The sequence below is a fragment of the Methylococcus mesophilus genome, assembly GCF_026247885.1.
Classification (GTDB): Bacteria; Pseudomonadota; Gammaproteobacteria; order Methylococcales; family Methylococcaceae; genus Methylococcus; species Methylococcus mesophilus.
On record NZ_CP110921.1, the window covers coordinates 842,900 to 867,668 of the forward strand.

At 58.6% G+C, this 24,769-nt stretch carries 20 protein-coding genes; 17 read left to right on the top strand and 3 right to left on the bottom strand.

Annotated elements, in window-relative coordinates; translation table 11 throughout:
- Positions 1-312 precede the first annotated feature (312 nt).
- The 8 genes from OOT43_RS03800 to OOT43_RS03835 all read left to right on the top strand — a co-directional run bounded on the left by OOT43_RS03800 (position 313) and on the right by OOT43_RS03835 (position 7,748).
- Entirely contained in the window at positions 313-2,235 is a 1,923-nt protein-coding gene (locus OOT43_RS03800) for a putative bifunctional diguanylate cyclase/phosphodiesterase (protein ID WP_266023383.1), read from the top strand.
- 567 nt (positions 2,236-2,802) lie between these two features.
- On the top strand, positions 2,803-4,086 hold the full coding sequence (locus OOT43_RS03805) for a tyrosine-type recombinase/integrase (protein WP_266023384.1): 1,284 nt from the start codon (positions 2,803-2,805) through the stop codon (positions 4,084-4,086).
- 31 nt (positions 4,087-4,117) lie between these two features.
- Complete coding sequence (locus OOT43_RS03810) at positions 4,118-4,444, top strand: type II toxin-antitoxin system RelE/ParE family toxin (protein WP_266023385.1); 327 nt, start codon at positions 4,118-4,120, stop codon at positions 4,442-4,444.
- Positions 4,441-4,728, top strand: coding sequence for a helix-turn-helix domain-containing protein (locus OOT43_RS03815; RefSeq protein ID WP_266023386.1), 288 nt, complete (start codon positions 4,441-4,443; stop codon positions 4,726-4,728). The genes OOT43_RS03810 and OOT43_RS03815 overlap by 4 nt, the downstream gene beginning before the upstream one ends.
- A gap of 10 nt (positions 4,729-4,738) precedes the next feature.
- Entirely contained in the window at positions 4,739-5,293 is a 555-nt protein-coding gene (locus OOT43_RS03820) for a hypothetical protein (RefSeq protein ID WP_266023387.1), read from the top strand.
- Between the two features lie 343 nt (positions 5,294-5,636).
- Positions 5,637-6,086: a DNA primase gene (locus OOT43_RS03825; RefSeq protein WP_266023388.1), complete on the top strand. Its 450-nt coding sequence runs from the start codon at positions 5,637-5,639 to the stop codon at positions 6,084-6,086.
- Positions 6,070-7,416: an AAA family ATPase gene (locus OOT43_RS03830; RefSeq protein WP_266023389.1), complete on the top strand. Its 1,347-nt coding sequence runs from the start codon at positions 6,070-6,072 to the stop codon at positions 7,414-7,416. The genes OOT43_RS03825 and OOT43_RS03830 overlap by 17 nt, the downstream gene beginning before the upstream one ends.
- Positions 7,417-7,502: 86 nt before the next feature.
- A complete protein-coding gene (locus tag OOT43_RS03835; RefSeq protein ID WP_266023390.1) occupies positions 7,503-7,748 on the top strand; it encodes a hypothetical protein in 246 nt (81 codons plus the stop codon).
- A gap of 439 nt (positions 7,749-8,187) precedes the next feature.
- Here OOT43_RS03835 and OOT43_RS03840 read toward each other — a convergent pair.
- The 3 genes from OOT43_RS03840 to OOT43_RS03850 form a co-directional block, all read right to left on the bottom strand.
- Positions 8,188-9,293 (bottom strand): IS3 family transposase gene (locus tag OOT43_RS03840; RefSeq protein WP_394358016.1). Its coding sequence is split into 2 segments (ribosomal slippage): positions 8,188-9,035 and positions 9,035-9,293, totalling 1,107 coding nucleotides; the frame shifts between segments, so codons are not numbered across the junction.
- Between the two features lie 297 nt (positions 9,294-9,590).
- Positions 9,591-9,851 (bottom strand): hypothetical protein, encoded by a 261-nt coding sequence (locus OOT43_RS03845; RefSeq protein WP_266023391.1) that lies wholly within the window; start codon positions 9,849-9,851, stop codon positions 9,591-9,593.
- Positions 9,852-10,013: 162 nt separating this feature from the next.
- Positions 10,014-10,796: a Crp/Fnr family transcriptional regulator gene (locus tag OOT43_RS03850; RefSeq protein ID WP_266023392.1), complete on the bottom strand. Its 783-nt coding sequence runs from the start codon at positions 10,794-10,796 to the stop codon at positions 10,014-10,016.
- Positions 10,797-11,304: 508 nt separating this feature from the next.
- Here OOT43_RS03850 and OOT43_RS03855 point away from each other — a divergent pair.
- The 9 genes from OOT43_RS03855 (at position 11,305) to OOT43_RS03895 (ending at position 24,721) form a co-directional block, all read left to right on the top strand.
- On the top strand, positions 11,305-11,592 hold the full coding sequence (locus OOT43_RS03855) for a sll1863 family stress response protein (protein WP_266023393.1): 288 nt from the start codon (positions 11,305-11,307) through the stop codon (positions 11,590-11,592).
- Positions 11,593-12,035: 443 nt separating this feature from the next.
- Positions 12,036-20,756 (top strand): GH36-type glycosyl hydrolase domain-containing protein, encoded by an 8,721-nt coding sequence (locus OOT43_RS03860; protein ID WP_266023394.1) that lies wholly within the window; start codon positions 12,036-12,038, stop codon positions 20,754-20,756.
- A gap of 139 nt (positions 20,757-20,895) precedes the next feature.
- Positions 20,896-21,261, top strand: coding sequence for a Thivi_2564 family membrane protein (locus OOT43_RS03865; protein WP_266023395.1), 366 nt, complete (start codon positions 20,896-20,898; stop codon positions 21,259-21,261).
- A 108-nt stretch (positions 21,262-21,369) separates the two neighbouring features.
- The gene (locus OOT43_RS03870; protein ID WP_218806269.1) at positions 21,370-21,519 is read left to right on the top strand and encodes a lmo0937 family membrane protein; all 150 of its coding nucleotides are present in this window, start codon (positions 21,370-21,372) and stop codon (positions 21,517-21,519) included.
- A 149-nt stretch (positions 21,520-21,668) separates the two neighbouring features.
- Entirely contained in the window at positions 21,669-21,818 is a 150-nt protein-coding gene (locus tag OOT43_RS03875) for a hypothetical protein (RefSeq protein WP_266023396.1), read from the top strand.
- A gap of 150 nt (positions 21,819-21,968) precedes the next feature.
- Complete coding sequence (locus tag OOT43_RS03880; RefSeq protein ID WP_266023397.1) at positions 21,969-22,190, top strand: hypothetical protein; 222 nt, start codon at positions 21,969-21,971, stop codon at positions 22,188-22,190.
- Positions 22,191-22,365: 175 nt separating this feature from the next.
- Positions 22,366-23,244 carry a UTP--glucose-1-phosphate uridylyltransferase GalU gene (gene galU, locus OOT43_RS03885; RefSeq protein ID WP_266024830.1) on the top strand — a complete coding sequence of 293 codons (879 nt, stop codon included), beginning with the start codon at positions 22,366-22,368 and terminating at the stop codon, positions 23,242-23,244.
- A gap of 135 nt (positions 23,245-23,379) precedes the next feature.
- Positions 23,380-24,060, top strand: a complete 681-nt coding sequence (gene trhA, locus OOT43_RS03890) for a PAQR family membrane homeostasis protein TrhA (protein WP_266023399.1) — start codon at positions 23,380-23,382, stop codon at positions 24,058-24,060.
- Positions 24,061-24,313: 253 nt separating this feature from the next.
- Positions 24,314-24,721: a carboxypeptidase-like regulatory domain-containing protein gene (locus OOT43_RS03895; protein WP_266023401.1), complete on the top strand. Its 408-nt coding sequence runs from the start codon at positions 24,314-24,316 to the stop codon at positions 24,719-24,721.
- Positions 24,722-24,769 lie beyond the last annotated feature (48 nt).

The window sequence follows — 24,769 nt, forward strand, 5'->3', positions numbered from 1 at the left end:
TGAAATACCTCGCCCGCCCTTTCCTTCCGGGAGAGGGCGGAAACGAGGGCTATGGCGAATGGGTACAATGGTTGGCATCCGGAGCGTCCATTCCCCATGGCTACGATACGCAAAGCCGCCTTAAAATCCAGGAAGTTCGTCCCGACACCGAACACGGACCGAACGGTGGCGGACTCCTCCGGCGAAGGCGCTAAAATATCTCCGCCACGTCACGACAGACGTGGCCACGAGAACAAGAACCAATCAATGCCCGATCCCCGCAGTTTCCGTACACCGGAAGCCAGGGGACAAAGCGAGAACAGGAATAAGCGGGTGACACTCATCATCATCTTGGGGAAGTACCTGTGGATTGCCGGCATTCTGGCTTCCGTAGTGATGTCCGAAGTCGTGACCGCAGCGATGGGTTTGCTCCTCAAAGGGGAAGTCACCTACGACTATCTGGCCACGGGGATGGTGGCCGCCCTCCTGGTTTCCGGGATTGTCGTTGCCGGCACCATGAAACTTGAGGATCTGGAACGGCGCCGCCAGGAGGAAGTGGCCAAGAACCGCGCGCTCCGCGCCAGCGAACGGCGTTACCGCACCTTGATCGAGGTCGCCAACGACGCCATCCTCGTCACCGATTCCGAGACCGGAACCCTGGTCGACTGCAACCGGCAGGCCGAAACTTTGCTGGGAATGTCCCGCAATGAAATCATCGGCCAGCACATGAGCAATCTCCAGGAAACCCGCAAAGATGCCGATAGTGCGGAAACCGATTTTCTCGGCTATATGTTGCGCGGCAAAACCGGAACCATCGAGCTATCGCTGATCAGGGCCGACGGCACCACCATTCCGGTGGAAGTCAGCAGCAGCACCTTCGAAATGGATGGGCGGCGCTATGTCCACGGTGCGTTCCGCGACATTACCCAACGAAGAGAGGCAGAGGACCGGATCAAGCATCTCGCCCATCACGACCCGCTCACCAATCTGCCCAATCGCATTTTCCTGCACGGACGCCTCGAACAAGCGGTCGAATTCGCCCGGCGGGAGCAGAAGCAGGTCGCGGTGATGTTCATCGACCTGGACAATTTCAAGAGAATCAACGACACCCTGGGCCACCGGATCGGCGATGCGCTGCTGGGACAAGTTGCAGGGCGGCTGACCGAAAATGTGCACGGAAGCCAGGTGGTCGGGCGGCTGGGGGGCGACGAGTTCATCGTCGTGATCACCGGCAATAATGTCTCGACGACCGCAACGTCCATGGCGGAGCGAATCCTGGAAAGCGTCTGCCGCCCTTATACAGTCGAGGACTATCAGCTGCACTCCGGCGCAAGCATAGGCATTGCCATTTATCCCGCCGACGGAAACAGCGCGGAGACCCTGATGAAGCACGCTGACGCCGCGATGTACCATGCCAAAAACCGGGGACGCAACACCTTCGAATTCTTCAGCCAGGCCATAAATCGCGGCGTCAGGGAACGGCTCGAAATCGAAAACGGCCTGCGCGACGCGCTGAAGCACGGGGGCTTCAGACTCCATTACCAGCCCCAGATCGATCTGGCCACCGGCTCCGTCTGCAGCGTCGAAGCGCTATTACGGTGGCGCCATCCGGTACTCGGCGCCATCACTCCCGACCGGTTCATACCCATCGCCGAAGAGACCAAACTCATCCTGCCCTTGGGGCTGTGGGTCATCGACCGGGCATGCCATCAGATGCGAAGCTGGCGGAACGAAGGCATCGCCGGCGTACGCATGGCCATCAACGTTTCGGTGAAACAACTGCAGGATGAGTCATTTTTCGAAGCCCTGGGCTCGATCGTCGAACGCCATGGCCTATCCGGCTCTGATATCGAACTCGAAATCACCGAATCCGCCATCATGGAAAATCTCAGCCGTGTTCAGGCAATATTGAAATCGCTACAGGATTATGGAATCACGCTCTCCATCGACGATTTCGGCACCGGCTATTCCTCATTGGGCCGACTCAAACTCCTGCCCATCCAAAGCCTGAAAATCGATCGTTCCTTTGTTCAGGACATTGAGACCGATCACGGAAATGCCAAGATTTGCGACGGTATCATCGCACTCGGCCACAGCCTTGGACTGACAATCATTGCCGAAGGTGTGGAAACGGAGGCGCAAAAAAACTTGCTGCAAAACTCTGGCTGCGATGCGATTCAAGGCTTCCTCATTGCTAAGCCATTGCCTGCGGAGGACGTTGCGAAACTTATCGTCCAGGTAAACGGAATAAACTGAATTGGCGGCCCGACAAATAGTCGCGGCGCCGTTATGAGATTGGCATTCGCAATTCTGTGCCGTCTTCGCACCAAGGTTTTCCGAATGGATTCCGCAACGAAAAGCGGCGATCGAAAAACTTGGGAGACTATTAGAACTCGCGCCAAGAAGATCTCGGATCTGAAAAATCCGATGATGCCAGTGCAGGGGCAAACGTGGGGACATCCGCCCATCATCTTTCACATTCAACCGCACGGCGCATTCTCATGCATCGTTCCATACGAACGACGCAGCGAACCGAAAGCCATTGCGTTTATGGCGTCCCCAGGGGGATTCGAACCCCCGTCGCCGCCGTGAAAGAGTTGCAACTAGACTTCTCTTAGCTCCAGTAAACTCTGGCAGCCTCCGAATTAGTTTTTCATCTCGTTGACAACGTTATCTTTTTATTCTGATAATCTCCGACAAACTCCGAGAATATCTGGCGGACATATGGCGGACACGGACACTTTTAGGAACACTTGGCGGACATTTCGCTGACATCTGGCAGGCACCGGAGCGACCTGACAAACCCAATACAAGGTCATCACAATGGCACGCGCAGTACGATCAACAGGGCTAGAGAGCCGGACGGCACGGCTCAAGCTCGAAGCCGGCAAACGGCACGCATTAAACATCGGGCCGGGCGCGAGTCTGGTTTACCGTCGGGGGAAATCTGGCGCAGGTGCATGGTTTTGCCGCGTCGTGGATTCATCGGATAAAGAGTCGCTGACCAAGATCGGCCCCGCCGACGACTACGCCGACTCAGACGATGTGCTGGTGCTGAACTTCAGCCAGGCGCAAGCCCGATGCCGGGAGATTTCCGCCGAAGCCCGGTTGCCGCCGCATAAGCGGGTTAAACCGCTGACCGTCGCCGAGGCCGCCGAACACTATATGGGATGGTTCCGCGTGCACCGGAAATCCTTCAAGGACACGGAGCGGACGATCAGTGCCCACATCCTACCTAAACTGGGAGCAAAACAAGTGCACGAGCTGACGGTCCGAGAGCTGCGGAAATGGCACGAAGGACTATGCACCGTGCCCCCACGGAAACGGCTCAAGGCGGGTGAATCCGGCGTGCAGCACCTGTCAGCGTGGGAGGCCACACCGGACAATATGCGGGCGCGGAAGTCGACCGCAAACCGCGTCTTGACCGTGCTGAAAGCGATCTTGAACAAAGCCTTTCAAGACGGACTCGCGGTAGACGACTCAGAGTGGCGGCGGGTCAAACCGTTCGGGCGCGTTGACGAACCCGTGATTCGGTTCCTATCCGTGGACGAATGTACCCGACTGGTGAACGCCTGTCCGGCTGACTTCCGGCAATTGGTCCGGGCTAGCTTACTGACTGGGGCGCGCTATGGCGAGCTGGCGCGGATGATGGTCGGCGACTTCCACTACGGCACCGGCGCGGTGCGGATTTCGGGCGAAGGCAAAACCGGCCGGGCACGGTGGGTACCGCTGAATGAGGAAGGACAGGCGTTTTTCTTAGGTATGGCGGCTGGCAAGCTGGACCAAGACTTATTGTTTATGCGGGAGGACAGACAGCCTTGGGGTAGTTCACACCAGTGCCGCCGGCTGGCGGATGCCTGCAAGATCGCCCGGATCGAGCCGGCGATTTCTTTCCATGACCTACGGCATTCTTACGCATCGTTGCTGGCCCAAGCCGGGGCGGACCTGTTGACCATATCCAAGCTGCTCGGGCACGCGGATACCCGGATCACGTCTCGGCACTATGCCCACCTGTGTGATCGCACCTTGGCGGCGGCCGTGCAGTCCAAATTGCCGAGTTTTGGCGTGCCAGAGTCGTCAAACGTGGTGACGCTACGAGGTCGGTAAGCGCGTTCCTCTATAGCAAAAAAGGCATATAATGGTGGTACATCGATGGGTCATTGAACTGATCCCGGAAGCAGAAGCGGAGCTGAAAGCGATACCGGCGGACATCCGGGCGCGGTTTATCCATATCAGCGGGATGATCGCCGAGTCCGGTCCGCACCACGTAGGCATGCCGCATGTGCGGCATCTGGAAGGCAGGCCGTGGGAAATGCGGATGAAGGGGCGCGATGGCATCGCCCGCGCCGTCTACGTAGCGCAGCACGGATGCCGGCTTACCGTAATCCATGTGTTCGCCAAGAAGACCCAGAAAACACCCCGTCGTGCCATTGAAATTGCCATGAACCGAATGAGGACGCTATGAAAACGCTAGACGAACTGACCCATGAATTGCTGGAAGACCCGGATGTGAGGCGGGAGTACGACGAGATGGAGCCTGAATTCTCCATCGCGCGGGAACTGGTCCGGGCGCGAGCGGCCGCCGGGCTGACTCAAACGGAATTGGCCATACGGATGGGAACCACACAAAGCGTTGTCGCCCGCATGGAAAGCGGAGCCCGTATTCCTTCATGGCGCAGCATCGAGCGATTCGCTAAGGCGCTGGGAGGGCGGGCCGGCGTCCATATCGAGTTGCATCCGGCAGGGTAGGATGAAGTCGTTGGACGAACTGACCCACGAATTGCCGGAAGACCCGATTGTGAGGCGGAAGTATGAATCCCCGGACAACTTTTGCATGTTCTTGCTGGGTAACGCTGATATGGACCTCACTGGCAGGTTGACCGAGGCCAAGAATTACCTATCCAAACAGCCCCCTGATTCAGTCGCGAATGTCGCGGCCTGGGCACTGGCGATAATGAGTATGTCGGTACACGACCGCATCGCGGCGGAACGGTGGGCGACAAAGATGCCTTACGAGCGTTCGCTGGCGTTGTATACCAAGGAACAGTGGAAAGCTCAGGCCCAGGCCGCGGAGGCCCGAGCCAAAGGAGCAAAAGCCAACAAAGAGAAAGCTCAAAATAACCAAAAATTCATAAAAACCGTGAATGCCGACTTGTTGAAGCACCCAGACACATGCAGGTTGAAGCTGAGCGAACGGGCTGCGTTGATTTTGAAATCTTGCGCTGCCAACCGTGTAACCCAACTCAACGGCACCCCATACTCGCTGAGTTACATAAAAAAGCTCATCGCGGAGTCGCGTAAACCCACTGTCTGATCTGACTTATCGCACAATGGGACAAGTCAGGCCAGGCTTGTCCCGGATATCCGCTAGGATTCCTGGCGCCCCCCGCTTGGTCAATTCAAACTGGACACCAGTTAATCGAACTGGAGCTCCAAGTGCCAAATTCATCCCACCAGACGAAGGCGATCCGCCCAATTTTGACCGATATCAAGGGCGCTTCACAGCTTCTATGCATTCCGATTTCGTCGCTATACGAGCTCCGGAACACCGATCCAGCGTTTCCAATCCCAGTAGAAGCCAACAAGAAACGGCGGCTCTTTTTCGTTTCAGAATTGGAAGCGTACGCATGCAGCCTTCCTCGCGTGGGAACGGCAGAGTGAAAAATTTGTGTCCGCCAAACCTTTTGCGTCACCTATCGGGCGTCCGGCAGACCGGCCCCGGCAAATGGGTGGCGAAATGCCCCGCGCACGAAGACCGGACGCCCAGCCTGTCGATCCGCCAGACTGAAGACGGCCGCATCCTGACCCACTGCTTCGTCGGTTGCGGCGTCGATGACGTGCTGGTCGCGGTCGGTCTGTCCGTCAGCGACCTCTTTCCACCCCGAGAACCGCCGCCAAAAGGCTATCGACCGCACCAAGGCATCCTTGAGCACCGCGCTCGCGATTTGATTGTGCTGGCGGCGCGCGAGGCCTCCATTTGCGCCATCGTGGTTGGCGACATGCTCGACGGCAGGGGCACAAGCGTTGCTGACTGCCTGCGGGCACGCCAAGCCGTCGAGACGATCCACGGCATTGCTCGAGAGGTGCGCCATGCGAGCCACCGCTGAACGCCGACTCGATGACCTGGCCGACCAACTCGCAGGCAGCGCCCCGGTCGATCCGCCCCCGCCGGAAGCCTTGCGGCTGACGGAAGAGGAAATCAGCGCAGCTACGCTGTCGCCCCGCTGCATTGTGCAGGATTACCTCTATGCCGACGTAGCGACATTGATTGCGCCCGGGGGCACGGGGAAAACCACGATCCTGCTGCATGAAGCGGTGTCTATTGCACTGGGACGTGATGTCTGGGGCATGGTGACCCGTGCGCCAGGGTGGACGCTGATCGTCACCGCGGAGGATCCACGGGAAGCCCTCGCCGCCAGGCTGCGCGAGATCATGGACGCTATGGAATTGCAGCCCCCGGAGCGGCGCATCGTTTTAGATCGTGTGCGGGTATGGGACGTGACCGGCCTGGACGTGCGTCTTGTGCATGCCGCAGGCGGGAGCATCTTCGCCGGAGGGTTGGTAGATCGCATCGTCAACGCCTACCGCGACGATCCGCCCGTGATGGTGGTCTTCGATCCCCTTGTGAGTTTCGGCGCGTCCGAGGAATCGGTGAACACGAATGAACAAGCCCTGATTACCGCCGCTCGGCGGATCGTTCGCGGCCTGGGCTGTTGCGTCCGACTGGTGCACCACACCGGCAAGGCGGTGGCCCGAGACAGGACGCTGGACCAGTACGCCGGCCGGGGCGGTTCCGCGCTGGCGGACGGTGCCCGCATGGTAGCGGTCTTGCAGCCCTACGCCCTCGAGAGAGGCGGAACCCATCGCCCCCCGCCGACCCTACGCCATGAGCCTGACACCAACATCGTCGCGCTGGCAAGACCCAAGTTGAGCTATGCGAAACCGAACTTGCCGATTATTTGGATCAAGCGGGCGGGATATGCGTTCGAGCACGCCATCGAGACCAAGGCCGCGCCGGAACAGGTTCGTAAAGCAGAAGCGGAGCAGCTTGAGCGTTTCCTTGTCAGCGAACTTGCTCGAGATCGCCGGCACAGCAAAGCCACACTCGATGCCGCTTTTGGAAGTATCGCGCTATCTCGTTCCGCCGGAAGAACTGCGCTTGCCGAGTTGCTTGTATCCGGACGAGCGGTAGAAGCCGAACTACCCAATGAACGTCGTCAAGGAGGTCGTAAAACCTACCTGCATCCGGTAGCTTACCCCGCCAATACAAATGGCGAGGTACATACTGAATCATCCATAGCAAAAGAATCTACCTCGCCACTTTCAACCTCGCCGCCGCCCTATAGGAAAGAGAATGGCGGCGAGGTTGACGCCGCAAATTCTTTCCCCTGTTCCTCTACCCCGCCGCATGAGATCGGCGAAGTTCGGCGAGGTTAGCGTAGTAACGACCGGTAAAAACCGACCTGGAAGCTACTATCCGGTTTGGTGCTCCCCCATCCGTCCGATAACGCGGTGGCGTTTTGATGAGTGCAGCCGCCCTCCTTGTCAGCCTTCACGCACTCGGCTTCGTCTTCACGGCGGTGGACGGCCGTATCCACGTTTCGCCTTGGTCGCGGCTCTCCGAAGACCAGCGCGCCGCCATCCGCGACCGGAAGGCCGAACCGCTGGCGCTGCTGCAACAGGAGCACGCCAACGATATGACCGAGTACGTCAACGAACGAGCCGCAGTTCTGAAGGTAGACCACCAACTTTCCCGGGCGGCCGCGTAACAAGAGGCGGTGCGCCGGGCGGCGATCCATTTCCGGTTGGCCGAACTCTACGGCGATCCGTACCGGCCCGGTGGTGAAACCGCGATCGGCGAATGCTCACCCAATGAATTACTGGTCTTGCTTCGCGAGAAGTACGGCCCCCGGCTAGTCCTACCGGCAACCATTGCTTGCTTGGTTGATTGATTGATTGTTTCTTTTTTAAGAAGCATTTTCGGAGAAATGGCGAGGGGGTACCCCCTGGCGACGAATATGAAACATAAGGTGAACCGATGAGTGACGGCGGCGGCGGTGAGGGCAATTCAGGTTCCAGCAGCGCGCCGGGCGAGGCGCTGAACACAAGGCCGAAACAGATAAGCCGGCCCGAAAGCTGTGCAAGAAGACCGCTCAAAAAGCACATACTGCTTGTATGGCTGAGGCCACATCTGACCTGCTCCCCGATTTAGTCCGAAACGGACATAGAGTCTGCGGTTAAAAATGTGTCTGCAAACTGATCTGGCGTCAGGTAAGCCAACGAACTGTGGGGGCGTTGCTCATTGTATTCCCGACGCCACTCCTCAATGACTTGGCGAGCATGGCGCATCGAGACGAACCAATGCTCGTTCAGGCATTCATCCCGGAATTTGCCGTTGAAGCTTTCGATGTAGGCGTTCTGCTGTGGCTTACCTGGCTGGATGAAGCTCAAGCACAGTCCTTGGCTATCGGCCCATTCATCCAAAGCCTTGCCGGCAAACTCGGGGCCGTTGTCGACGGTGACTGATTTGGGCAATCCGCGGATCTCTGCCAGCCGTTGCAGCACACCGACTACACGTCTGCCAGGCAGCGAAGTATCGACTTCGATGGCCAAGCACTGCTTCGTGAAGTCATCGACGATATTCAGGCACCGCAGCCGCCGACCATCGGCCAAACCGTCCGAAACATAGTCCATAGACCAACTCTCGTTAGGCGCCGATGGCGCGACCTTGATTTGGCGCTCCACGCCGGCAATGCGCTTCCGCTTTCGTTTGCGGACCATCAGGCCGGCCTCGTGATACACGCGATAGGTGCGCTTTCGGTTGATTTCCCAACCCTCTCGGCAAAGTAGCACGTGCAGCCGGCGATACCCATAGCGCCGCTTCTGCGCTGCCAATTCGCACAGTCGTTCCTTGAGCTCCTGGTCTGCTGGCCGCTTAGCTTCGTAGCGATACAGCGACCGAGAAATACCGATCAGCCCACAAGCCCGCGTGACGCCCATCTGGTGCTTTGTCATCAGATGGGAGACCGCCGCCCTCTTGGCTTGTGGGCTTACCACTTTCGGCCTACAACCTCTTTCAACGCAGCATTGTCCAGCATCGCCTCCGCCAGCAGGCGCTTGAGCCGGGCATTCTCGGTCTCCAGTGCCTTGAGCCGCTGCGCATCCGACACTGTCAGGCCGCCGTATTTCGCTTTCCAGTTGTAGTACGTCGCCTCGCTGAGCCCGTGCTTGCGGCACAGCTCCGCTACTTTTAGGCCGGCTTCGGCTTCCTTCAGGATGCCAATGATCTGTTCTTCGGTGAAACGCTTCTTCATGCCGCCTCCTATCGAGGCAGACTCTACATCACGACCGGACTAATCTCGGGGAGCAGGTCACATCGACCAAGAAATCCTGCAAGGCGACCTATTCTTGCAATAAACCTGGCAATACGAACGGCAAGATCGACAAGAACGGATGCACGATAGGATCGACCTGTTGGCATCCCCCAATGAACCATTGCATGTCTAAGTCCCTCTGCGATCTACCGCAGTACGCGGGACAATGCCTTTGTACCAATTGAGCCCAGGTAGGATTGGCTGAGATACGAAGCCTATCGATCATTGGGTGTGTGCCTACCGATTTCGACGCCAGTTTCCGGCCTGGCCGGGCGGAGTGACACCCGCGTCGCGATTGCTGCAATCGACGGGCAGCACCAACGAAATCACACTGCCGGTGGGAAAATAGGCATGGCGTATCGGATCGCCGGGGTTTCGCAGGACATTGGCCACTCCGAGTTCGACCGTCTCGCAATTCGCCAGTAAACGTTGACGGTTTTTCTCCGGGATGGCGGCCAATAGACGATTGGTGGCGGGAACAACTTGGGTGTATGGCACGGCGGCTCTCCGGAAATCACTGGAAAACCCAGCCGGCGACACCAGGAGAGGATGCAATGTCGTCCCGACGCAGGGGGCCGAAGACACGGAGATGGACTCCCGCGTCTCAAAAACCTAGATTTATCCAAAAAATTCGCACCGTCTGTGCGTTGGCAGACAAACCTACGCTGGATCGGGCTTAGGCGGACACGCTAAACGGATCGTCCCGAGGGTCGCCCTGCCGGGGGGGGGGAGCAGACGCTCGAATTCCGCTTTGACCACTTGGTAGCATTCGCACACCCGGGCTTCCAATCCCGGCCGGTCCAGCACCGCGATGTGGCCGCGGCTGTAATCAATCAATCCTGCTCGCTGCAATTTCCCAGCGGCTTCCGTCACGCCTTCACGGCGCACACCTAGCATATTGGCAATCAATTCCTGGGTCATGGTCAACTCGTTCCCGGGCAGCCGGTCCAGGCTGAGCAGCAGCCAGCGACAGAGTTGCTGGTCGATGGAATGATGCCGATTGCAGACCGCCGTCTGCGCCATCTGAGTCATCAGCGCCTGGGTATAGCGCAGCAACAAATCGTGCAATGCCCCGTTTCGGCATTCCCCCGAGCGGTCGAACTCCTGCATAAGGATGTGGGCCGGCAGCCGATATGCGTAGCCCGCACTCTGCACGACGGCACGATTCGGCATGGTTGCACCGCCCATGAAGAGGGCAATACCGATGACGCCGTCGTTGCCGACCACGGCGATTTCAGCCGACGCGCCATTTTCCATGACGTAAAGCTTGGAGACGATGCAAGTCGCAGGGAAATAGGCGTAACGCAACTGGCTCCCTGCCTCGTGAAGAACATGGCCGAGCGGCATTGGGATCAACTCAAGATGGGGCAAAAGGCGCTCGTATTCGGCTGCAGGTAGCGCATCGAGAAGGCGGTTTTGGCGAGGACTTTCCAGGTCGGTCATAGGCAGCAGTCACATTTACCGATGGAGATCGAAGGCCTGCATCCGTGAGGCCAAGCGCAAAATTCCAGGTGATGCGATTCGCACGAAGCTCGTATTTCGACGTTAATTAAAGCAACCCCATGGCGTTCTGCAAGGGGGCAAGCGGATATTTTCGTTGAGCATTCGAATAGTGTGGGATTCGCTGTGCGCGGCATAGCAAGAGGCGTTCAGCCCCGGAGCGGGAACAACCGCCAACCCGGCCATTCTTGTGGCCTGGAGGGGGAAGCCGCCTTGCCGGTTTCCCCAACGGGAATCCGGAAATCTATCCGCGACAGCGGCTTACGTGCGTTACCGTACCGACGGCGCCTGATGTTGCGGTTAGGCTGCTTTCCAGTGACTGAAACGACAAGCAACGACTGACCGCAAAGCGCGCTCTTTCCGGGGATCACATCGGCATCGACGCCTCTCGAAGCCGCACAAACCGATACGGAGCGACGTAAGAACGCCGATCAACACCACAGACAAACCCGTGAAAACAAAAGACGAGTATATAGAAAGCCTGGCTTCAGAACTGAAAGAGTGGAGCGCTCAGATTGATCTCTTGGCGGCCAAGGCGGAGAACGCCGCGGCAAATGTGAAGCTCAAGTACCTCGAAGAACTCGATGCCTTACGTGCCAAACAGCATGCGGCCGCTGAAAAGATGAAAGAGTTACAGGACGACAGCGGCGATGCGTGGGAGACGGTCAAAGAGACTGCGGATAGGGTCTGGGATGACCTGAGGACCGGCTTGGCCAACGCTGTCTCCAAGCTCAAATAAGCCAATGGCGGCGCCTCGCAAGCGCAGCCTTTCGGCTCAGCGGGACAAATTGCTGCGCCAAGGGCGGAACCCCAGCCCTGATTCGGTTTCCCTTACCTGAAAGGCGTTGCCTTTCTTTATGGCTCGTCCCACGCCTCAGCAGTCTGTCCTGAACCTGTCGAAGCCGCCGGGATCGGAGGAAATAAAAGAAATCCCTACTCCCGCCCGGTGCCAAGGTTCCGGGGACGGCCGACAGCGACCTTCTGTTCGATACCGTACAGACCACGCGCGACCCTGCCACTAATTTGTTCTTTCACTTAGAACCTGTCTCAGGAGGCTGCTCGCCCTGAGATATGGAAAGGTTTCTTCAGCCTACTGGAGAGGCGCCTAAGCCGGTCGCTTAGGCTCTCTGCTCAATCGAATGCAGCCGACTGACAGCTTTTTGTTTGGGCTCGGAGCAAACCATGTTGAAAAGGCCAGAACGAAGGCGGCCCGCTAGAGTGGAGCATCCGGGGGGAGATGAGACACCCATACGGTTCGAGCTGTTCAGCGCCGAACGGCTCGAACAACATGCCGTGAGTTTGGCGCAAGCGCAAAAAATCAGTAGTCGCAAGGAAGGACGGAAACTGATCCCGAGGGTGCGCGAGAATTCCCGGGTGTTGCTTGCAGCCTATAAAGCCGTCGCCAAGGCGGTGCGCGAGCAACACGCCATCACGCCGGCCGAGGAGTGGCTCCTCGATAATTTTCATGTAGTCGAAGAGCAGGTCATCGACAACCATGTCGACTTGCCCGAAAGCTACTACCGGGAACTGCCCAAGTTGGCCGAAGGCATTCTCGCCGGCTATCCCCGCGTCTACGGCATCGCCTGGGCCTTGACGGCCCATACGGACAGCCGCTTCGCCCCGGAGTTGCTTACGCTGTTCGTGCGGGCGTACCAAACCATCGAGCCCCTCACGCTCGGTGAACTCTGGGCGATACCGAGTACTCTACGGGTCCTGCTGGTCGAAAATCTTCGCCGTCTGGCCGTTCGCATCATGCGTTCCCAAACCGCCCGTCGAGCGGCGGATGAATTCGTTGATCAGGTCGAACGAATCGCCGCTCAATCCGATACGCCTGACCAGGCGCTTCCCGCGGCGGTATTACCCGCCCCCCCGCTGCGTCAGGCGTACGCCGTCCAGATCCTGCAGCGTTTGCACGACCCGCATCCGGGCGCAGCGCTCTCCCTCGATTTTCTGAATGACTGGCTCAACGAGCAAGGCGTCAGCCTCGATGAGATCGTGCATCGGGAACACGCCGATCAAGTCGCCGATAACCTGACGGTCCGTAACATTATCACCAGCATGCGCGCCATCTCTGCGTTCGAGTGGCCCCAATTCGTCGAGGACGTCAGCCTGGTGGATAAGTGCCTGCGCGCTCACGATGGCTACGGTGCGATGGACTTCCTGACCCGTGATCGTTACCGCCACGCGATCGAGGATCTCGCCAGACGCTCGCCGCATTCGGAGGTGGAGATCGCTCGCAGGGTGATCGACAAGGTCCAGCGCTTCAGCGAGCACGCTACGACCGACGAACGACAACAGGAACCGGGCTACTATTTGATCAGTGCCGGCCGGTACGCGTTCGAACGGGAAGTGGATTATCGGCCGTCGTTGAAACAACGGCTGTTGCGCGCCTATATGGCCCACGCGGGGCTCGCTTATGTGGGGAGTCTCGGGGGGTTGACCCTGTTGCTGCTCTCACTTCCTTTACGCGCGAGCTTCACGGCGGGGCTTAGCGAATTTGAGCTGTTCTTGCTCGCGCTGTTCGGCGCATTTCCCGCCTCGGATATCGCCGTGGGCCTGGTGAACCGGCTCATGATTGCGAGTCTGCCGCCGCGTCACCTGCCGCGGCTCGAACTGAAGGACGGCGTGCCCGAGAGGCTGAGCACGTTCGTCGTCGTACCGACGATGTTCGTCAACGAGGCCGGAATTAAGGAGCAGGTCGAGCAGATGGAAATCCGCTATCTGTCCAATCCGGACGGCCAGGTGCGCTTTGCCCTGTTGTCCGATTGGGCGGACGCAGAGGAGGAAACGATGCCGAACGATGACCGGCTGCTAAGTGTAGCCGCTGCCTCGGTGGCCGCGCTCAACGCCAAGTACGGAGAACAACGATTCTTTGTATTCCACCGCAAACGGTTGTGGAATCCATGCGAAGGCAAGTGGATGGGGTGGGAGCGCAAACGCGGCAAGCTGCACGAGTTCAACCGTCTGTTGCGTGGCGCCGCCGATACTTCTTTTCTCCCGATCGGCGGCAAGCCGGCCGCCGCACCGCCCGGTGTCCGTTATGTCATTACCCTTGATGCCGACACGAAGCTGCCTATGGGCGTCGTGCCGCAATTGGTGGGCGTGGCCGCCCATCCGCTGAACCGGCCGGTGTTCGATCCGGCTACCCAATGTGTTGTCGAAGGCTACGGCATCCTCCAACCCCGCGTGACACCGACCCTGCCGCAGCGGCTGGAGCGCTCGATGTTTCACCAGATTTTTGCCGGCGCCTCCGGTACGGACGCCTACGCCAGCGAAGTATCCGAACTTTATCAGGACCTGTTCGCACTCGGTACTTACAGCGGTAAGGGCCTGTATCACGTAGACACCTTCGAAGCCGCGCTGGCCCTGCGCGTACCGGACAACACCCAGCTTAGTCATGACTTGTTCGAGAGCGTATTCGCGCGTTGTGCGCTGGTGAGCGATATCGAGTTTTTCGAGGAATTTCCTTCCCACACCGAGGTCGCAGCATCGCGCGAGCACCGTTGGGCGCGCGGCGATTGGCAGTTGTTACCGTGGATCTTTGGCGCTCGCGGCAAGGGTATGCCCATGATCGGACGCTGGAAGATGCTCGACAATTTGCGGCGATCTCTCTCGGCCCCTGGGACCTTGTGTGCATTGATCACAGTCTGGGCCATCCCGAATGCACCGCAGTCGATCCTAATCGGGTTCGTGCTGACGGCGCTGGCCTTTCCCGCGATTCTGGCGACCGCCAGTGGGTTCAGGTCGCCCCGTCGCGGTATATCGCTGGGCACCCATCTGCGGGCGGCGGGAGAGGATGTGCTATGGGCAATTGGCAACAGCCTGGTGGCGCTGACCTTGCTCGCGCAACACGCTTGGCTGATGGTGGACGCCATCGTCAGTACCCTGGTGCGGCTATTCATTACCCGGCGCCAATTGCTGAAGTGGGTCACCGCCCTGCAGGCAAAGACAGCGGCAGGTCACGCTCTCACAAACCTCATCCGGCCCCTGCGCAACTCGTCGACGATCGTCATGGGTGCCGGCGCCGTGGTGCTGTTTTTCAATCCGGCCGGCATCGAGGACGCTGCGCCGTTCCTGCTGTTATGGTGGCTGGCACCGGTCGCCGCCCGCGCGTTGAGCCTCCCGCCCAGACTGGATCGGGCAGAATGCCTGGAGCCTCGGGATAGCGTGCAATTGCGTTTGATCGGAAGGCGGATCTGGCGCTTTTTCACTACCTTCGTGACGGCGGAAGAGAACCATTTGCCGCCGGATAATTTTCAGGAGGACCCGCTACCCGTTATCGCCCATCGCAGTTCGCCCACCAATTTCGGCCTCTATCTATTGTCCGTCGTGGCCGCCCGTGATTTCGGCTGGCTCGGGCTGATAGACACCGTCGACCGGATCGAAGCCACGCTGACAACACTCGCCGCGCTGCCGCGTCTGCACGGCCACTACTACAACTGGTACGACACCCGCGATCTGCACCTGCTGGAACCCCGCTATGTGTCGACCGTGGACAGCGGCAACCTGGCGGGGCATCTACTCGCGCTGGCCGAGGCGTGCCGGGAAACGCTGAAGCGACCGCTCGCGTTCTCCATCGCGTTGACCGGCCTTTTGGATACCCATCAACTGCTCACGGCCGCGCTTGCAAAAATCAGCGACGATAGGCGTACGCTCACCGTGACGCTGAAAGAGTTGCGACAAAAAGTAGGCGTCCTCGGGGACCTTTTGGGAAGCCATCCTGCTGACCCGGCCGGCTGGAGCCTGTTATGGCGGCAGTCGACACTCTGCGCCGACACGCTGCTGGACCTGGCACGTGCCTATGCCGCCGAACGCGGCGACGCGGGCGACAGCGAAGTGCTGGCGTGGGCTACGTTGCTGTGCGACGACATCCGCTCTCACGCGCGCGATGTCGATAGCCTGGTTCCCTGGATCCATTTCGCGGACCGCCTCGAAGCCGGGGCGGAATCGGAATCGCCGTGCCCTCATCCTGTGGCGTTCCGGCAACAGATGACCCTGGAGACTCACCTGAGTGACCTCGCCGGCTGCTATGCCCTGGGCTTGGCCTGCCTTGAGGCATCGCCCGACGGACCCTTGGAACCCGGTGATCTGGACGCACTGGCGATGGCGCTGCGGAGCGCCGGAGAACGGGCCGAAGCGCTCACGGACCGCCTGGAGAAGATGGCCGTACAGCTGGACACCTTGTTCCACGAAATGGATTTCCGCTTTCTTTATGAAACCGGACGCCACATGTTCGCACTCGGGTACCGTGTGGCGGAAGGTACCCTCGATCCCAGCTATTACGATCTGCTTGCCTCCGAGGCTCGCCTCTCCAGTTTCGTCGCGATCGCCAAGCGCGATGTGCCGAGCACGCACTGGTTCCACCTCGGCCGCCGGGTGACACGCGCCGCGCATGGTACGGTGCTGCTGTCGTGGTCGGGGTCGATGTTCGAATACCTGATGCCTTCCCTGGTGACCTTTACCCCACGTTACAGCCTGCTCGATCAGACCTGCCGCCTGGTGGTCAAACGACAGATCGAATATGGCAAAGAACGGGGCGTGCCGTGGGGCGTGTCGGAGTCGGCTTTCAACGGCCGCGACCTCTCCTTCATCTATCAATACGCCGCATTTGGCGTACCCGGCCTGGGGATGAAGCGAGGCCTCGGAGAAGAGCTGGTGATTGCTCCCTACGCCACTGCCTTGGCCGCGATGTACCTCCCGCATGCCGCCGTGGAAAACTTCGAGCGTTTGGAAAAGGAGGGCGCATTGGGCCGCTTCGGCTTCTATGAAGCGCTCGATTTCACCCCGATCCGGCTTGCGGAGGGCCAGCGCTTCGCGATGGTGCGTTGCTACATGGCCCACCACCAGGGCATGTCCCTGGTGGCCTTCTCCAATGTGGTGCATGACGGGGCAATGCGCCATCGCTTCCACCGCGCGCCACTGATCCAGGCGGCCGACTTGTTGCTGCAGGAGCGCATCCCGCGGGGCGCGGATACCCGCTGTATGCCGCTTCTCCAGGTGCTTTCCGAAGTCAAGGAATCCGTGCAACCCCCGGTCCGGCGCGTGCCTTCCCCCACGTCTTCGATCCCTTCGGCGCATCTGCTGTCCAACGGCCGTTACGCGGTGATGATAACCGCCTCCGGATCGGGCTACAGCCTATGGCAAAACTTGGCGGTGACGCGCTGGCGCGAAGACGTGACGCGGGATGCCTGGGGCAGTTATATCTATCTGCGCGATGCAGCGAGCGGCCAGGTGTGGTCAGCCGGGTACCAGCCGACGGCGGCAGCTCCCGACCATTATGAGGTGGTCTTTCTCGAAGACCGTGCCCGTATCACCCGCACGGACGGCAGCATGGTCAGTACCCTGGAGATTGTCGTGTCGCCCGAGGACGATGCGGAAATCCGTCGCTTGAGTTTGACCAATAATGGGGCACTCGCTCGGGAAATCGAAATCACCTCCTATGCGGAAGTCGTACTCGCACCCTTTCCTGCGGACATCGCACATCCGGCTTTTTCCAATCTGTTCGTCCACACCGAGTATCTGCCCCAGGCGCATGGGTTGATCGCGCAGCGGCGCCAGCGCGCAGCCGGCGACCCGAAAATCTGGGCAGCCCACCTGCTGGCCGATGGCCGAACCGGTGACGGGCTCCAATACGAAACCGACCGGGCCCGCTTCGTCGGACGTGGACAAACGTTGCGTGAACCGATTGCGGTGATGGACGGGCGTCCCCTGACCAACACCGTTGGCGCCGTCCTCGATCCGATATTCAGTCTGCGCACACGGGTTCGGATTGCCGCAGGTGCAACCGAACACGTGACGTTCACGACCCTGGTCGCCGCGTCACGCCAGGCAGTGGAGGATGCCGCCGACAAATACCACAGCGTGGCTGCGTGGGACCGGGTGTCCGCCCAGGCGTGGACGCACGCTCATGTCCAGCTGCATCATCTGCGAACCAAGCCGGACGAGGCCCAGCTGTTTCAAAACCTGGCTAACCGCCTGCTCTATGCCGATCCCTCGCTGCGGCCGGCCGGCAAGTTGATGCAGATGAATACCTTGGACCGCGCCGGGCTGTGGCGGCACGGTATCTCGGGAGATCGGCCGATCGCGTTGCTGAGCGTCACGCAGCCTGAAGACCGGACCATCGTCGAACAATTGTTGCGTGCCCACGAGTACTGGCGCATGAAAGGACTTGCCGTCGACTTGGTGATCTTGAACGCGAAGGAGTTGTCGTACGTCGAGGATCTGCAGACTCTGTTGGAGGGCATGGTGCGGGAGAACCAGGCGCTTTCGGCCCATCACGAGCATGGGGATCACGGTGCGATTTTTGTCATGCGGAGCGATCAGCTCTCGGCGGAAGAGCGGCTTCTGCTCCAAACGGTTGCACGTGCGGTGCTCGTCAGCAATCGGGGCACGCTGGCAGAGCAACTGTTGAGGCACCCCCGACCGGCGGCCGCTTTCGTCGCTCCAAGAGCCTTGCCCGCTCCCGGAGCCCATTCGCCACGGTTGGCGTTGCCCACGCTCGAATTCTTCAACGGTCTCGGTGGGTTTAGCGACGACGGACGCGAATACGTGATCGTGCTCGACAGCGGCCAGTGGACACCGGCCCCCTGGATCAATGTGATAGCCAATGCTGACTTCGGGTTTATGGTCTCGGAGTTGGGCAGCGGCTGCACCTGGTGTGGCAACAGCCGCGAAAATCAGTTGACACCCTGGTCGAACGATCCGGTCTGTGATCCCCCCGGGGAGGTCTTGTATTTGCGTGACGATGAGACGAACGAGTTGTGGAGTCCGACCGCCTTGCCGATCAGGGTCGATAATGCGAGCTATGTGATCCGCCATGGGCAGGGATACAGCCGTTTCGAGCACGCCTCCCATGGGATTCATAGCGAGCTTCTACAATTCGTCAGCCCGGACGATCCGGTGAAGATCTCGTCTTTAACGGTGAAAAATATGTCCGGGCGAACCCGCCGGCTGACGGTCGCGGCCTACGTGGAATGGGTGCTCGGTGCCTCGCGTACCGTGACAGCGGCTCACATCATCACCGAGCTTGATCCGGAAACGGGCGCCCTGTTCGCTTACAACCCCTGGGACGTGGAATTCGGCCATCGCATCGCGTTCGCCGATCTCGCCGGTCGGCAGACCGGGTGGACCGGGAATCGGGCTGAATTCATCGGCCGTAACGGGAGCCTGGATGCACCGGCGGGCTTGCTGCGTCCCAAGGCGCTGAGAAACCGCGTCGGCGCTGGGCTGGATCCTTGCGCAGCACTGGAGACGGTGATCGAACTCGAGCCCAACGGTCGAGCCGAGATCGTATTCCTGCTGGGACAAGGGGATGACCGTGCCCATGCCGGCGAGTTGGTTCAGCGCTATCGAGCAACCGAGGTCGCCGCGACGTTTAGCCGGGTGACGCAGTCGTGGGAGCAAATGCTCGGCAAGATTCAAGTGAAAACACCGGACCGGGAGCTCGACCTCCTGTTGAACCGCTGGCTGCTGTACCAATCCCTGGGCTGCCGCATGTGGGCTCGGGCCGGGTTCTATCAGGTGGGCGGGGCATTCGGCTTTCGCGATCAACTGCAGGACAGCATGGCGCTAGTGGTTACTCGGCCCGATCTGACCCGCGCCCATCTCCTGCGCGCTGCGGCGCGCCAGTTCGTCGAGGGCGATGTGCAACATTGGTGGCATCCCCCCACCGGCCGCGGCGTACGTACCCATTTTTCCGACGACCGGGTCTGGCTGCCCTACGCCGTGGCCCACTACATCAAAGTGAGTGGCGATGCCGGCGTGCTTGAGGAGGAGCTACCCTTTCTGGAGGGCCCCACGCTGGCGCCGGAGCAGGATGACGCCTATTACGAGCCGACCCCGTCGGCCCAGCAAGCGAGTCTTTTCGAGCACTGCGCACGCGCGCTCGACCTGAGCCTGGAAACGGGCTCGCACGGGCTGCCCCTGATGGGGAGTGGTGACTGGAATGATGGTATGAACCGGGTCGGCCACCAAGGCAAGGGGGAGAGCGTATGGCTGGCCTGGTTCCTGACCGCCACGCTCTCCGAATTCGCAACTGTGGCGGAGGCGCGGGGAGATAACGAGCGCGCCGTGCGCTGGCGTGAACACGCCGGCCAACTCAAGGCCGCTGTGGAAACGGAAGGATGGGACGGGGCATGGTACCGGCGCGCCTATTTCGATGATGGCACACCCTTAGGTTCCGCCGCCAATGCCGAGTGCCGCATCGATTCGATTGCTCAGAGCTGGGGTGTTATTTCCGGTGCCGCGGAAGCCGAACGAGCGCAGCGGGCGATGTTGTCGGTAGGGGAATACCTCATTCGCTACGGCGACGACCTGGTGTTGCTATTCACCCCTCCCTTCGACAAAACCGAGCGAGATCCGGGTTATATCAAGAGTTATCCCCCAGGAGTTCGGGAGAACGGTGGTCAGTATACCCACGCGGCGATTTGGTCCGTCATCGCCTATGCCATGCTCGGTGATGGCGACAAGGCGGCGGAACTGATGCGTATGCTAAATCCAATCAACCGAACGGCCACCCGCACCGGCGTTTACGCCTATAAGGTCGAGCCGTATGTGCTGCCGGCGGATATCTATGCCGAGCCTCCCCACGTGCGGCGTGGCGGATGGACCTGGTACACCGGAGCGGCAGGCTGGTTTTACCGTGCCGGATTGGAGTGGATCTTAGGTCTGCAGGTCCGCGCCAACAGATTGGTGTTTGACCCATGCATTCCCAGAGCCTGGCGCAATTACAGCATCGTTTATCAGCACGGAAATGCCTCTTATGAAGTCACGATTGAAAACCCGAATGGCGTGGCACGTGGTGTTGCCGCGATAGAGCTGGATGGCGTACGCCAGTTAGACGGTAATAGCATTGCATTACAGGATGATAGACAACAGCATCGGGTGCGGGTACTACTGGGTTAATAACTTGTTCGAATGGTCTACTGCTCTGTACGCCGGCTCAGTCTCGAGCATGGCATAAAATGCCGAAGAGGAGGAAGTAAAATAATGTGCGCCAAGGTTTTATACGTCAACCCGATTTTTTATTTTTAGGAGAAGGGCGATGGATTTAATTTCACTTGTTGTAGCTCTTATCGTCGTCGGTGTGCTGCTGTGGCTTGTCAACAGTTACATACCGATGGAAGCACGGATTAAACAGATCCTGAACATCGTCGTAATCATTGCGGTGGTGCTATGGCTGTTGAACGTATTTGGTGTCTTGGGCGCCGTTCCGAGAGAGTTGCTTTCGGTAGTGGTGGCGCTGATTGTCGTCGGCCTTTTACTGTGGCTGGTTAACATCTATATACCGATGGAGGCTCGGATCAAGCAGATCTTGAATATCGTGGTGATCATCGCGGTGGTTCTGTGGCTGCTGAGCGCATTTGGTGTTTTGAGTGGACTCCCGCGGATCCACGTCGGAAGCCCTTAATTTCAGGTCCGGTCGAGGACTTTCCATGATGTGACATTTTCGACAACCCCTTGACCGTGTTAGGCGGTAGTATCGGCTACGGATGGCCTTTTTTTTGGAGAAGCAACAATGCTAGAAACTATAGCGATTATCTTGATTATTGGCTGGGTGCTGGGTTTGGTCTCTTCGTACACACTAGGCGGATTCATTCACATTCTATTGGTTATCGCGATCATCGTGATCGTGCTTCGTGTCATTCAAGGTCGAAGGCCACTGTAGCGCCCCTGGAATGTGGTTTTGCGACGAAGTGCCGTCGGGCCGATCCGGAAACGTCAGGTCACCCGGGAGCTTACATCCAAAATTCGCACAGGCTGCTTACAGTTGTACCAACAATTCTTATTTTAATATTGAAATCAGGAGATGCGGTCATGAGCCTAATCGATGATATTGGCAGTGCCATCGGCAGCGTGGTGGGTGCCATTGGCAATGCACTGACGACTACAGTAAACGCGGTCGCCGATACAATGAAAAGCGCCGTTAATACTGTAACGGATCTATTCCATCGGCTTTTCCGGTGACCCCCGGCACAACGACTCGCGCCTGAATGGATCTATGCGCCAGGGGTGCGTGAACCGGTTCGGCGCGCTTAGGGTTCCGGCCTAGGTCGGTATTTCTGGGCGCGCAGTCCGAGGCCGGGATCCAAGGCCTTCAATCATGGGAGTGAGAAAATGAACGTTATCAAGGTCGTGGCCGCCGTGCTGATCCTAGCTGGCGTCTTTGGGCTGGTATATGGCCGTTTCAGCTATACCCGGGAAACCCAGGAAGCCAAGTTGGGCCCGTTCGAACTGTCGGTTAAAGACACCCAAACGGTCAATGTCCCGGTCTGGGCTGGTGTGGGAGCCATAGTGGCTGGCGGCGTGCTCCTGCTTTTTGCAAGCAGGAAGAGCTAGCGGCTACGTCGATGAGTAGACCAAGGACAATTTCATGAATGCCGCAGAATTCCAGCGCTTGCTCGCGCAGATCGAGCATTTGACGCCACATCAGAGGGGACGATTGGGCGATCGGCTTCGCACCCTGGAACAGCCAACGCCGATTCATGGAGCTATGTCAGGGCGACGGGCGGGAATGAAAAAAGTCGTCAGGAAAGCCGTGTTTCCCGTCGCCGGCCTGGGCACCCGCTTTTTGCCAGCGACCAAGGTCAGTCCCAAGGAAATGCTGCCGGTAGTGGATAAACCGTTGATTCAATATGCCCTCGAAGAAGCCGTGGCGGCGGGTATCGAAGTGATGGTCTTCATCGTCGGACGGAGTAAAGGAGCCATACTGGATCATTTCGATAAGGCTTATGAATTGGAGGCCGAGTTGGCAAATCGCGGCCAGGCGGAAACCCTGACGATCGTTCAGAACATCGTGCCACCTCATGTGACTTGCGTTTACATTCGACAAGCCGAAGCATTGGGCCTGGGTCATGCTGTGGCCTGCGCAAAAGCCGTGATCGGCGACGAGCCTTTCGCCGTGATTCTGGCCGACGACATGATAGACGACGAGCAATCGGGTTGTCTGGCTCAAATGATGAGAGTATTCGAAGATCGGCAGTGTTCCGTGCTTTGCGTTCAAACAGTGCAGCCCTCGGAAACCGGAAATTACGGCATCGTCGCCGTTTCTACCGTCAGCGATCGTCTGAGCAAGGTCGATGCGATTGTTGAGAAACCCAAGCCCGACCAAGCGCCTTCCAATTTGGCGGTAATAGGGCGTTACATCTTGACGCCTGCCATTTTCGATAAACTGAAAGTCGTGCCGCGTGGCGCAGGTGGAGAAATTCAGTTGACCGATGCGATCGCCATGCTACTGGCGGATGAGACGGTGCTCGCGTACGAGTTCGAAGGTCAGCGCTACGACTGCGGCTCGAAGCTTGGCTATCTGGCCGCTACGGTGAAACAAAGCCTGAAGCATGCCGAACTCAAAGAACCGTTCAAGAAGTTCCTTCAAGCGCTCGATCTAGATTAAGCGGCGTCCCCTGACAGTCGGTCGCAGGCACCGGCGACTTTTGGGGCCATTGGTTTTACGCTCTTTCCATCTCGCTACCTAATACCGAAATCAACGAGTCGCTGAGCCCATTGTAAATATTTAAAGAGGTTCACTATGGAGTCCAGTTCGTTTTCGTCGCATCCGAAACCCAGAAATAGCTGGCTTGGTTTCGTAGTCGAGAACAAAGCCGAGCGATTCAATACCCTCAGTGCCTTCTCGGGTGCGATGGCCGCAGTTTTTGGGGTTGTTTGGTTGGTGGCGTTTGCTGTCCGTCAGGGCGATCTCTGGAAGATAGCAAGCTTCAGCATTTATGGGTTTACGCTCATCTCGGTCTACGTTTTTGCAACGCTTTATCACCGCTCAGAGGGCCGCGCCAAGGCCGTCTTTTCAAAACTCGACCACCTGTCCATTTATCTTTTGATTGCCGGCACCTACACACCTTTCACCCTGGTGACTCTCCGCGAAAGCGTAGGTTGGCAAGTATTTGTCGCCATCTGGGGAATGGCGTGCATTGGGATTATTCTTGATTTGACACCGAATAACCGGAATCGAGTGCTTCGCGTAATTATTTGTCTCGCGATGGGCTGGCTGATTATCGTCGCGCTCGACCCCTTGCTGCGAGCCATGCCCATTGAGGGCTTTTATTGCCTTCTCTTGGGTGGTTTGTTCTATACCATTGGCGTGTTGTTTTATGCGCTCGATGAAAAAGTCAGCTATTTTCATGGAATTTGGCATCTTTTCGTAATGGCAGGCAGTTTCAATCATTATGTTGCGGTTCTCTACTATGTGGCGTGACGAATCGCGACCCTTTCATCAGAGTCGGCAGCGACACCGAGGACGAGTGCCAGGCCAGAACCTTGCGTCTAGAGCATGGCTTTCATGGAAAGACAAAAACCCATCTTCTCGGCGCAAACGGGATGAGCTGAAACCCTGACAGTCATTTCAGTTGAATAATCTTGCAATCGGTACGGTGGCGCACAGACATGGGTCACAGCGTCTGTATGCTGTGTTCATGGCCGCTATTTTTTGCGTCCAAGGAGCACTTCCCATGAAACAATTGCACTTAGTGGTTATTTACTCTTGCATATTGTTCAGCCTGCTTTCTGTTGCGGAGCAGTCGCCTCTTGAACCACAAACCCAAGGCGAAGTTACGTTCATCAGCGGTGGGGTGGGGGCCGATGAACGGAGCGCTATGCAAGCCATCCGCGCTGACTACAACCTGAGGCTGCTATTTTCGATGAAACGCACAGGTGAATACGCCAGCGACGTGAAAGTCCATATTACGGATTCTAGGGGAAACACTGTCCTGGAAACGGTGTCTGACGGCCCTGAGCTTTTCGCCAATCTCAAGCCCGGCCGTTACATCGTTACCGCCGATCGGGCCGGGCAGGTCGTCCATAAAGCCGCGACGCTCGAAAACAAGCAGACGGCTTCACTATCGTTCACCTGGCCCTAAGCTATTTATAAGGCCCCTAAATACAGTACGGATATGAGATACTAACCT